This is a genomic window from Leptospira interrogans, from assembly GCF_900156205.1.
Lineage (GTDB): Bacteria > Spirochaetota > Leptospiria > Leptospirales > Leptospiraceae > Leptospira > Leptospira interrogans.
This window is the reverse complement of the sequence record NZ_FTNA01000007.1, coordinates 61442-73548: the sequence shown is the minus strand read 5'-3', so window position 1 is coordinate 73548 and position 12107 is coordinate 61442. Positions and strand designations below refer to the sequence as shown.

Annotated in this window: 9 protein-coding genes; 3 read left to right on the top strand and 6 right to left on the bottom strand. The window is 34.6% G+C overall.

Annotation, left to right across the window (positions count from 1 at the left end):
* Nucleotides 1-23 precede the first annotated feature (23 nt).
* Entirely contained in the window at nt 24-1070 is a 1047-nt protein-coding gene (locus BW942_RS07980; protein WP_000777259.1) for a 2-dehydropantoate 2-reductase, read from the top strand.
* Between the two features lie 1120 nt (nt 1071-2190).
* On the opposite strand, the gene BW942_RS07975 is transcribed toward BW942_RS07980, so the two are convergent.
* Together BW942_RS07975 and BW942_RS07965 are read right to left on the bottom strand one after the other, a co-directional pair.
* The gene (locus BW942_RS07975) at nt 2191-2955 is read right to left on the bottom strand and encodes a tetratricopeptide repeat protein (protein WP_001983263.1); all 765 of its coding nucleotides are present in this window, start codon (nt 2953-2955) and stop codon (nt 2191-2193) included.
* A gap of 682 nt (nt 2956-3637) precedes the next feature.
* Complete coding sequence (locus BW942_RS07965; RefSeq protein WP_000685006.1) at nt 3638-3907, bottom strand: hypothetical protein; 270 nt, start codon at nt 3905-3907, stop codon at nt 3638-3640.
* Between BW942_RS07965 and BW942_RS07960 the strand changes: the two genes are divergently transcribed.
* Nucleotides 3895-5994, top strand: coding sequence for a SpoIIE family protein phosphatase (locus tag BW942_RS07960; RefSeq protein WP_001160641.1), 2100 nt, complete (start codon nt 3895-3897; stop codon nt 5992-5994). The genes BW942_RS07965 and BW942_RS07960 overlap by 13 nt on opposite strands.
* A 69-nt stretch (nt 5995-6063) precedes the next feature.
* On the opposite strand, the gene BW942_RS07955 is transcribed toward BW942_RS07960, so the two are convergent.
* The 4 genes from BW942_RS07955 to BW942_RS07940 all read right to left on the bottom strand — a co-directional run bounded on the left by BW942_RS07955 (nt 6064) and on the right by BW942_RS07940 (nt 9110).
* Nucleotides 6064-6708, bottom strand: a complete 645-nt coding sequence (locus tag BW942_RS07955) for a DUF4349 domain-containing protein (protein ID WP_000927508.1) — start codon at nt 6706-6708, stop codon at nt 6064-6066.
* 470 nt (nt 6709-7178) lie between these two features.
* Nucleotides 7179-7595, bottom strand: coding sequence for a MaoC family dehydratase (locus tag BW942_RS07950; RefSeq protein ID WP_000034360.1), 417 nt, complete (start codon nt 7593-7595; stop codon nt 7179-7181).
* 1 nt (nt 7596) lies between these two features.
* Nucleotides 7597-8049: an FAS1-like dehydratase domain-containing protein gene (locus BW942_RS07945; RefSeq protein ID WP_001274661.1), complete on the bottom strand. Its 453-nt coding sequence runs from the start codon at nt 8047-8049 to the stop codon at nt 7597-7599.
* Between the two features lie 116 nt (nt 8050-8165).
* Nucleotides 8166-9110 (bottom strand): alpha/beta hydrolase, encoded by a 945-nt coding sequence (locus tag BW942_RS07940; RefSeq protein WP_001011734.1) that lies wholly within the window; start codon nt 9108-9110, stop codon nt 8166-8168.
* A 56-nt stretch (nt 9111-9166) separates the two neighbouring features.
* On the opposite strand from BW942_RS07940, the gene BW942_RS07935 reads away from it, so the two are divergent.
* On the top strand, nt 9167-11572 hold the full coding sequence (locus tag BW942_RS07935) for a sulfatase family protein (RefSeq protein ID WP_000895613.1): 2406 nt from the start codon (nt 9167-9169) through the stop codon (nt 11570-11572).
* Nucleotides 11573-12107: the final 535 nt, after the last annotated feature.

Below are 12107 nucleotides of genomic sequence, written 5' to 3'. Positions count from 1 at the left end.
AATTCTAATTAGATGCGTAACAAATGAAGCTTTCAATAGCAATTTTAGGTTCTGGAAGTATCGGAACATACATCGGTTGTAAACTTTTGGCGGCTGGAAATCCGGTCACGTTCTATGGCAGAGCAAGGATTCAGAATGAGTTGAAAACTTTCGGTGCAAAAATCACCGATTATACAAATCAAGAAATTCTTCTTCCTCCTAACACGATTTCTTTTACTACTTCTTTTTCTGATATTTCGAACGCGGATGTTTTTTTAGTTACGGTAAAATCCAAGGACACAAAAGATCTTGCTAAAGAACTTAACGGAATTCTTGAAAAAAGACAAAACAGATCTCAAACCATTCCGATCGTAGTCAGTTTTCAAAACGGAGTTCGAAACGCGGAAATTTTAAAAGAAGAATTGAGAGATCTTCCCGTTGAAGTGTTTGCCGGAATGGTTCCTTTTAACGTAGTATCTAAAGGTAACGGTCATTTTCATAGGGGTACAAGTGGGAATTTAGTGATCGAAGATTCTAAATCTTCTCAGACGTTAGTTAAGGTTTTTAAACGGGCTGGGCTTTCTATCAACACACATAAAAACATCCTTGGAATTCTTTGGGGAAAATTGATTTTTAATTTGAACAATTCTTTAAACGCTCTTTCTGGACTTACTTTAAAAGCGGAAATATCAAAACGAGGTTATCGAAAAATTCTTTCTAAACTTATGAAAGAATCACTTGAAATCTTAAGATTTGCAGAGATCAGACCGATTCGTTCGGGAAAGATGATTCCTAGTTTAGCTCCTATTATTTTGAATCTTCCGGATTTTTTATTTTTCAGAATTGCGTCTGGAATGGTTAAGATTGATCCTCAAGCCAGATCTTCAATGTGGGAGGATTTGGTCAAAAAAAGACCGACTGAAATTGATTCTCTCAATGGAGAAATTGTCAAACTAGCGGACGTAATGGGTCATCCAGCTCCTTTTAACAGAGAAATTGTACGATTGATTAAAGAAGCTGAGTCAAATCCTCAAATTTTAAATCTAAGTCCGGAAGAACTTGCCAAAAAATTAAAAATCAAATTAACGTGAGTTTTACGTAAGGACCAACCCCACAAGTTGAATAGGATTTTAGAATCAAAATGAACTCAACAGAACGGGCTTTCTATGAATCGCCGTTCTGGGCTCAAAAAGGCACATTTTTCAAGTGTTCCAACAAGAATGAGTCTTTTTACTTGCAAAAAGTATGTTTTTCTAATAGAGAAAAATTTTCCGCCCCACCCAAAAATAGGGAAAACTCAACACAACGCTCTTTATGAATCGCGTTGTGGGGTGGGGACTAAGTTTTACAGAGGATTTGTCGTAACTCCGACAGATTTATATTGAGATCAAATACTTGTGGGGTTGGTTATGGTAAGGAACCCATGGCTCTGAAAAAGGTTGGAATCTAAACTCTATAGATTGATTTAAATGTGGGAACTACCACCAAAGTATGATTTTACCGATAAGTCTAGAAATGTAGGAACTCATACTTTTAGAAGATTTTTACTCACACCGGATTCACATTAAAATAGGATTTAAATTTTGATGATGACTACAAAACAGCGGTTTTGTACAAAAATCTGATTCTTTTTGTATTTCTTAATAGTTCCTACAAATTTTCAAAGTTTAACTAGTAAATCCACGATTTGTATGAGTTCCCACATCTATTTTTTTACGAAAAAATTGACCTATGAATAAAATGGATTTCTTATACCGAGAATATTTGTTAACTTTAATGGATAAGAAACAAAAGAAAATTAAATTTTCAATAAATCTAATATTTAAAAATTTATAATGAGACTTAATCTGTGGGAACTATCACAAATCTATATTTTACGGTAAAACTTTGAAATGTGGGAACTCCAGCGAATTACGATTTTATGAACAAATTCTAAAATGTAAGAACTCATACTTTTAAAAAATTATTTCTAATTTTTTTACGCCAGAATTAAATTAAATATTTAGAATATTCTAAAATTCAATTTTTAGATTCTTGGGGAACGTATTTGTCTTTCTTGAAATAGAGTTGTTGAAAAATTAATTCTCCATCTGTTTCTATTTTATGGAAACGGTCAATTAAAGCAGTTTTGTTAATCGGAACTAGAGAATTTTTCAACAACTCTAATATATAAAATTTTTTTATCATGTTTCAATTTTTGACATAAGTTCTTTACGAATTCTTAATTCTTTCTTTTATGTAAATTTGTAATGCGTCTAGATATTCCTTATGAAGGGGAAAAATTTCGATTGCCTTTTTGATTTCTGATTCTGCTTTTACTGGGTCTTTTCTTTTTTCAAAGTAGAATTTAGATAATAAAAAGTGTGATTCTGATTGAAACGCTTTAGAACGAAACGATTTAGAAATACCTTTTTCTAAAGAAGAAATTGCACCTTCTGAATTTCCTTCCATAATCATACACAAACTGAAACCGTAATAAGCATCCCCTTTATCAGAAAGTGAAATTGCTTTTTGGAATTCTTCTAAACTTTCTTTTCTAAGATTTTGTCTGAGATAAAGTATTCCAATATTCTCATGAATGAGAGCTTCTGAGTCTGCCCCTTTTTCTTTTGCGAAAGAAAGAGCTTCTTTATAAACCAATTCGGCTTCTTTATATTCTTTGTTGGACTCGTATATGAGACCAAGTCCTCTTTTGCAATCCAAGGATTTAGGGTCAAATCCCAGACATTTTTTAAAATCGCTCATGGCAGCGTCTTGGTTTTTTTGTAAATAACGAATCCAACCTCGAACATAAAGTAATGCTGCATTGTCGCCTTTCAACCTGAGATCTTCTTCCGCTTTTCGAAGTTCTTCTACAAGATTTTGTTTTTCGATGAGATCTCTAATTTCCAAAATGGAAATAGGCTCTTTTTTATTGCAGTTGACAATGGATAAAACTAAAAGGATCGCAATTAAAAGAAATTTAAATTGGTTCATAAATTGTTTTGAATCTAACTCGGATTGTTTAGAGCGCAATCCAGAAAAAGAGTCAGAATCGATTTTCCAAAACTTGTGCTTGCGATCAAATTTTGCCTTGGTTAGTTATGAGTGTATTTTGAGGTATAGTTATTTGATAGAGAGTTTTTTCATTTATAAAAATCTTGTCTTACTGCTCTAACGTATACAGGTGATACCGAAAATGAATGAACAATTTTACCAAAGACGTAGAAGTTCTCAAAAAATTACGCCTAACCCGGAATTGTTGGTTTTACACATTCTAACTTTTAAAACAAGTTCACCAAGGTATTGTTTTCATTCGCCCGAGTAGTAAGTCTCTATCTGTCCAAACCAAAAGGTTCATGATTAAATTTTAAGATATGGTTTTTTACTGGTTCCTATAGAATTTTAGATACCGCGAATTATAAAACCTGTTTTAATACAAAAATATGAGAATTCTATTCTGTAGTTCTGAGTAATAGAAAATGTTACATCACAGAGATAGGTTTACTAGATTTGTTTTCTATGTTTTCAGTGATAGTTCATTCGATTTTTAGAAAGAAGAACTTATATTTGTAGTATAAACTTTTTAATATCTAAAATTTGCCTGTTGATTTTTAAAATATAGGAATTCCTGAATTATAAAAATGAAAAGATCAAAGTTCATTTCTATTATTGAAACCTAATAATCATTACCGATTCTTCTTTGTTTCATTTCAATTAAATTAATTTCACAAAAAAGTCTTAGTTTAGTCGTATTTGATTTTAATTGGAAATAAATTTTATCTTTTGTGAGAGTCGTGCCTTCTTTTTTCGTAGGATTCTTTAAAAAAACAAATCTTGCAGATTTTTTAAGTTTAATCTTGCGTCTGTTCCTATATGCAATTGACGGCACTGAACTAAATTTCAATTTTAATTCGGAACGGATTTGATTTCGAGATGCAATTTTCAAAAATATTTTTTTTCTTAATCGGTCCGTTTGCATTGATCATACTTGTTATGATTTCTTCTCCTTGGCAAGCGGGAGATGGACTCAGAGCCTACCAAGGTAAAATCGATCTCAGAGGAATTCAAGATCCCGATTTTGGAATGACTAAACTCAACGGAGAATGGGAATTTAGCTGGCTTCAAGGACCCGAGAAAGGAATTGAAAATCATTCCGTAGAATTTATAGGAGTTCCCGGTTCTTGGACCAACGAATCCAAAAGCAATCAAACTTATCCTAAATTTGGTTATGGAATTTATAGATTAAAAGTTTTTCTTCCTGAGATATGGAAAAAGAAAATTCTATCTGTGTCTTTAGGAGCGATTGCATCTGCGTATCGAATTAAAATCAATGAACAAATCATCGGTGAATGTGGTACTCCGGGCATTGATCCAGACTCGATAGTTTCTAGAATCGAACCAAGAGATTTTTTATTTTTTGCGGACGAAGATGAAGTTCAAATCGAGATTTTTGTTTCTAATTATACTTCTACGATGCCTGGAATTTTACTTCCCATTTCTATCGGGCCTTCTGATTCCGCTGGCGTTTCAAAAGCGATTCCATTGTTTTTTGATATATTCTCTTTTAGTAGTCTTCTGATTATGGGAATTTATCATATATTCCAATATCTTTATTTGAGAAGTAGCGTTTCTCCTCTTTATTTTGGAATGTATAGCCTAGTTATTTGTCTGAGAACTTCTTTAATAAATTCTAAAATACTAATGTTATTTTTTCCACAAATCCCTTGGAGCTGGGTTCATAAAATCAATCACTTGACTTTGTCTGTAGGAGTTCCGTTTTTTCTTTTGTTTTTCAGTTCAATATTTGCTCCTTATGTAAGCCGAAAGTTTATCAACGTGGGAGTCGTATTTTCGATTTTGTTTTCCATCGTGACCTTGTTTGGTGATATGACGTTCAACAATCAGAGTATTTCTATTTATCATTATTTTATTATCATAATTATATGTTATTTGTTTTATACGATTTTAAAGATCGATTTTGATAAGGAAAGAAATTACACTTATATTCTTTATGGTTCCGGAATTCTTTTTATTGCGGTGCTCGTAGATCTTTTTTACGCGAGAGTTTTAAAAACTGGAAGTATACAGACCTCACATTACGCTCTTGTATTTTTCGTTTTTCTACAATCCCTTTTACTCGCCTCCGAAAGATCTAGGAAGTTTGCAGAAACTAGGGAATTAGCGCTCAATCTTAGGACTTCTAACTTGGAACTTTTCGAAATGAAGGAACAATTGGTTCAAAAGATCGAAGATAGAACCAGAGTTTTGAACGATAACATCATTCAGATCAACCGAGAACTGGAGATTGCGCAGAACGTTCAAAGGAAAATTTTGACTCCTTTGGATCGAAATATTCCAGGAATACGATTTTATTATGAATACAAACCTCTTGAAAAAGTAGGAGGAGATTTTTTGGATATTTCCGAAATTTCTTCCGGTAAAACAAGAGTATTGATCGCGGATGCAGTAGGTCACGGAGTACAGGCTTCTTTGATGACCATGGCTTTAAAAACAGAATATGAAGAATTGAAAAATTTGGAGAATCCGGCTCAGGTTCTTAAGGAATTGAATTTTAGATTTTTAAAGAAGTTCGATTCTTTGGAAAGTATATTTCCTTGTATGATTGGAGATATTGATACGGAAAAAGAAGAATTTACGTATGCGTCTGCAGGACATCCAGATCAGATTTTACAGTTACCCGGAGAATTTCCTTCCTTACTTCAAAAGACCGGACCTATATTAGGTTTATTTGAATCTCTTGAGATAGTTTCTAAAACGATTATATTCCCGACGGGTTCTAGGCTTTTATTGTTTTCAGATGGTTTGATCGAAAATCGTATGAAAGATTCTTTAAATACGAAACAGCACAATATGGAACTGATTACAAAAACACTTCATGAAGGAAGAGAAAGTGAGTTAAAGAATTTAATCCAAGAAATTATTAAAATAGAAGAGTTAACAAGAGGAGAAAATCCACGTTACGACGATATTACCGTCATAGCCGTGGAATTTTATTCTGTTAAAAGAAGTTAGGCGAAATGCTGCGTCTAAGATTGCTCGTAATAATTCAAAAATCCCATTTGAACCGCATTCCATCTTGTATCATTCCCAAATAAAAAGCCATTTGATCGCCTTGTATCCGAGATAAAATATCCAACCGAGCGGTCCGGGTTTTTCCGTGTTGAAATTGATGTATATACTCGAATATTGAACCATCATGTCCGAAGCCCGTTTGCTTCCTTCCAATTTTTCTATTTCAACGTTGATGCGTTCCAATTCTTTTTCTATAGCCAGCATATCTTGGACGTTGACTGCCTTTGCGATCAGATCCTGGTACTTTATTTTTATTTTTTTAAGACTTTCCAATTTGATCAGATTGTCCCGATACGAATCGGTGATATCCAAACCGATCACCTCTTCGTTTTCCACGTCGCCAAGTTGTTTCAATTCGGAAAGAAATACTTCGAAACTTTCGGAAGGCACACGAACGAGGGCGTTCTTTTTGCTGTTTCGGGTTATAAAACCTTTATAATTTTTGATTAGGGATTTGATTTTGTTTCTGGATTCTTCCAGATTACCGACGTTTAACGTGACGTAGGCGGTATAGGAAATCTTCCGTTCGTTGATCACGTTCGGTTCATTTTGAGTTCCGATCGCCGTTCCTTCCGCCTTTGTTAGACGATGTGCGGAACATTGAACCAAGAACAAAAAGATCAGGAGAATAATATGACGATAGGATAAAAGCATAAGGTATTGGTATCCCTTAAACGAAAAAGTCAATTCTTTTTGATGTATAACGAAGGAGCTGATTGATCTGAATCAAAACGAATGAAGGTTATTTCGTTTTCGAAATGGTAAATAACGTGAGTTTCGACAGTTGAAAATTTGGGCGAATAAAAAACTCAATGTAACGACTCCCTGAATGTCGAGAGGCATTCTCTGAAGTTTCAAACACGATCTGTAGAGAGCGTTTCATTGAGTTTCTTGAACTCAAGTTCCTTACTGTCGCAACATAATGTTCCAATTCCTAAATGCCGCCCCATAGGAAGGCATTTAGGAGTTCTAATCGGAATTTCTCAAACTCAATGCTGCTCGCAGCATAATAATCGCTTTTGCATCGGCTATACCGAACTCATGTTAAATAGAGTAAATGAAGGACTTTCTCGAAATCGAATGTCGTTTTTTCGATTTCGAATTTCGAAGAGTTGTAATGTTTGTTAAGCGACAACCACCATTTCACCGGAACATTTTACTTCTCCGGAATCGTCTGTAGCTTCCACTGCAACTGTAATTAATTTCTCTCCGTTTTCTTCCTTTTTACGTTTTACCTTTCCGGTGCAGGTAAGTTTTTGTCCCGGTTTGGTCATGTTTTTAAACGTAACACCAAATTCTTTGATCTGTTTTTGATCCGCCCAAGAAGTGCAAAGTCTTCCAAGTTGGGCCATTACATACATACCGTGTGCGATCGTTCCATCTAATCCAGTTTTACGAGCAAAATCAGGATCATTGTGAATTGGATTAAAATCCCCAGAAGCTCCTGCATAACGTACTAAATTTGCGTGTGTGATTACTTCTGTTTTTAAAGGAGGAAGTTCTTGTCCCACTTCCATTTTATCATATTCAATTTTACTCATATTATGCCTCTGGTTTTCTGATAAAGATGGACATTTCCTGTTCTACGATTGTTTCACCTTTCGCGTTTTTGATCGTAGTTTTAAAAGTCATCGTATCCATTTTACCTACCGTTACGTTAATACATTCTCCTTGGGAAGAAACTCTTCCGGGATAGATCGGTTTTAGATAGGTGTATTTTTCCTTTAAGTGAAGAATTCTGGAAGTGTCTACTCCCATGTTTTCCATATCCTGCCAAATTTTAGGATAACCCCAAAATTGAATTACGGTTGGATATGTAGGAGGTGCGGGAGTGTCTTCGTAACCCGCTTTTTTAGCTGCTTCTACATCAAAATAGATCGGATTGGTTTCTCCGATTGCCTGACAGAACTCTCGGATTTTTCCTCTTTCTACGTCGAATTCGTAGTGATCCAGTTTGGTTCCGATCAGGTCTTTGGATATTCCTTTTGCTGACATATAAAGTTCCTGAGGTTTGTTTTTAAAAAGTGTCTTTGACCGGATTCAATTGTACCAAAACGGAAGAATCCGGTCGATGCTTTTTTTAACGAAAAACAGAACAAACGTTCTGTCTGTTAATTTGAGTGAGATTCAAACCATTTCTTTAAATCGGTTAAAACCTTAGTTCTGTCTTCTATACGTTCGTTCATCGTTTCGTGATAAAGTCCTTCGTAAATTTTCATGGACTTATCTGCGGAACCTACAACTTCGAAGAAGGTTTCGCTTCCAGTATAGTCTGCGATCTGATCTTCTTTTCCGTGGAAGATATAAATCGGAATTTTGATCTTACCTGCATTTGCAAGAATTGGTTCTTCGCTGTTCAAAAGCATATTTCCTAAATAAGCAGAAGCCATTCCATGAACCAGTGGATCTTTTCTGTAAGCTTCTACTACCGACTTATCATGACTTAAAAAGTGAATGTTGAGTCCTGTAGGAAGAGTTAGGTTGGGTAAAAGATCGGACATTAAAGGAGCAATTCCCTTTTTGACTTTCATAACTAGATCTGTTTTTACCCGAATCGGAAGAGCGGAGATCATAAGAGCATTTAGATTTCCTTGATTAGTACCTTCTTCCGCATAGAATGTAGAAATTGCGGCTCCCATAGAATGACCGAGTAGTGTTACTTTAGGAACTTTTTCTTTTTCTTTTGCGATCGAAATCAATTGATCCAAATCGAAAAGGAAATCAGAAAAAGAATCTATCGCGCCTCGTTTGCCTTCAGAGCGCCCATGCCCTTGAGAATCGATGAGATAGAACGCCGTTCCGGTTCCGGAAAGTGCTTCCACTAAAAATTCATAACGACCGCTGTGTTCTCCGATTCCGTGTTGTACTACGATAACTCGGTTTCCTTTTCTGCCTTCTTTGGGTTGGTAGGTTCGATAGAAAATTTTAGATCCCCCGCTTCCCGCAAAGGTATCGTCTTTTAAATTATAAGAATTTATCCATGACATAGCGAAACGTGTTATAAATGCAAATGATCCTTTGCAAAGAGAAAAAAATTTCATTTGGGAAAAATTCATCCTAAGAAATGGTTCTTTTCTGTTGTCTCAAGATACAAAACGATTTTTCTGGATTCATGTTGTTTGCCCGCTGCTGGATGTTTTTCATTTTATCACTTTTGGTTCCGGTTTTAGAGGGATGTGATCGGATTTCGAGTTCGAATAAGAACGTAGTTAAAAAAGATCTAACTCGTATTTTGAAAAACAAAGAGTTAAAATGTTCAAGTGATACAAATCAAGAGATAGAAACATTTCGCCATCATTGGAAAAAAAATCCGGGAAGATATTCCGAACTCGATCTTAAAGATCGTTGGAAGAACGTTCAATTGACTCTTTATACGGACGAATTTCTTTTTATCAACGAGTCACAGGATTCTTTATTTGTTCCTGCGGGTGGAGAATGTATTTTAAAGTTAGAAGAGGAGTTTTGCGGAGACGTTTTGCGATTTTACGCTACGAGTCTTTCTAAAGGAACTAGCGAGCTTTTAGGTGAAGGCGAGTTACAGATTTTTTTGGATGATAAAAAAATTTTTGAACAGAACTTGAAACCGCAAAAGTTAGAATGGAATCCTTATATCCTTCCTTTGGAATTTAAAAACGTCGGAAATTTAAAAACGATTGTAAAAACTGATTTGCAGAATCCGGAAATTTGGAATCAAACAGAACGGAATAAAGAAAAAAATTGTAATTCAGACGTTTTTCTTAAGATTCGATGGAGTTCTAAAACCGGCGCGGGTTTATTTTTAGGTTCCCCTTATATATTAGAAAAAAGAAATGTAGAAAAAAAGAATGTAATTTTAATCGTGATTGATGCTCTAAGACAAGATTCTTTGTCTTCGGGCGGTTCTCCATTTCCCACAACTCCCATTTTGGATTCTTTTTCTAAGGATTCAATTATATTCAAAAAAACGATTGCAAATGGAAACTGGACAAAACCTTCTATGATTTCCTTTTTTACTTCGGAGATTGCTTCTAATCTTGGTCTTGGGAACGCTTGGTTTTATACGAGTGCCCAACAAAGAAAAATTTTTTATTCTAAAAAACCTTTTACACTACCAAATGCTTTTCGAAAAGAAGGTTATTTTACGGAAAGCATCATGAATAATGTTTTTCTAATGGACTATACTTCTGTAGGAGTAGATTTAGGGTTTCATAAAATTCAACAGGTAGGGAAGGACAACTTAGATACGGAGGAATTGGTTTCGAGGGCAGAGACCTTCTTTCGAGATCACAAAGAGGATTTGTTTTTTTTACATTTAAATCTAAATACTCCTCATTGGGGTTATAGGCCCCCTTCTCAATTTCTTCAGGAGTTAAAGAAAAAATCCGATCCATTGTTGTGGAATCAATTGGACGAATACCAACAAAAATATTTGGGAGAGGTTCGTTATACGGATTTTCTTTTAGGAAAAATTTTTGATGAACTGAAAAAACAAGGTCTTTTTGATAATTCTTGGATTGTAATTACGAGTGATCATGGTGAGTTATTGGAAACTTCTCATTATTATCATCATCACTTTATCGCTGAAAAAGTTTATGCGCACGGAGAAACTCACTATGAAAAGGAAATTCGAGTTCCTTGGATCATTCATCCTCCTAAGTCGTTCTTAAATCAGATTCAAAAAAGTGAATTTAGTGATCAGGTTTCTCTTCTTTCGTTGATGCCTACTCTGTTGGGTTTGAATCGAATTTCATATCCGAAAGATAAATTAAAAGGGAACGACTACTCCAAGGCGATTTTTGGAGAGAAGGGGCCTGAATCGGAACCGGTTATTTATACAGAAGGAAGATTTTCCGAATCCATTCTTACGCCCGATTTTAAATATATACGTAGGTATCCGGGTTATGATTTGGTTCGAAGGACGCGTGAAGGTACTTCTCATAAAATGCCTGAAGAACTCTACGATTTAATTAAGGATCCAATGGAATTAGAAAACCTTGCTAATTCTAATTTTGAACTGTTAGGTGAAGCCAGATCTATTTTAAAAGAAAATCAACTTTCTAAAAATTCGTTTTTTTTAAGGCTACCTAAATGTGAAAACGTTTGTGAACGTGAGGTTCGATTTTTTTCTAAGGGAGGAATCTATCGTTACGATTTTACGGGTAATTTGAAAGTTCTTCAAGAAGATTCTAAAAATATTGTTTTAAAAATTTTGAATACGTCTAGTCATTTCGATCAAGTGCTTGAAGTAAAAACAATCGATCCTTCTCCAATTTTTAGACTTGAAATTCTAAAAAATGGAATATTAGAAAATTATCGTATAGGTAAATGGGGAATTCGATCTGATAATTCTTTAGAAATTCTAAGAGATGAGCCGGAATACGTTGCTCTTGATAGATTTCCATATCGATATTTTTCTTCTGAAATTCCGTTTTTATACTACCATACAGGTTTTTCTGGAGGTAAGGAGACGGAAGAAGAGGCGGCTATGGGACAGGAAGTGCGTAAAATCCTAGAAAGCTGGGGTTATATCCATCAGTAATTGATTAAGGTTGTTGAAAAATTCCATAGTGAGGATTTGTAAAATTGCTTCAATACAACGAAAACAGATCAAGAATTAATTTTTCAACAACTCTATTAACTACGCTACTCATAACTATAAAATAAAGATACTCAAATAGTTTATACTTCAATAATAGATTTTTTGAAATTGGAGTTTAGCAAAACTACTTCAATTGTCCAGTTTAATGCAGTGGAAAAGGATGGAATTCATTTTTAAACAAATCTAATGTGAATTCTGCAAAAAAAAAGCGAAGCGTGTTGTTGGATCTCTTTCAGCTCAGTTAATCAATTACATAAAATAAACGTTATACGATATTTTGTTTTAAGTTACAATTTATTATAGAACGTGATTTGTGGAGTGTCTGTAAAAGCGAGGCGGCTTTAGTTTGTAAGAGCGTTTGCAGTTACTCGCATCGAGCCCTTTCCCGTCGGATTTTTTCGAACTTACATGAAATAGCGTTTTGAGATAAATGTTTGGGTACTTAATTTTATATAGATCAGTAAAAATTTTTTGA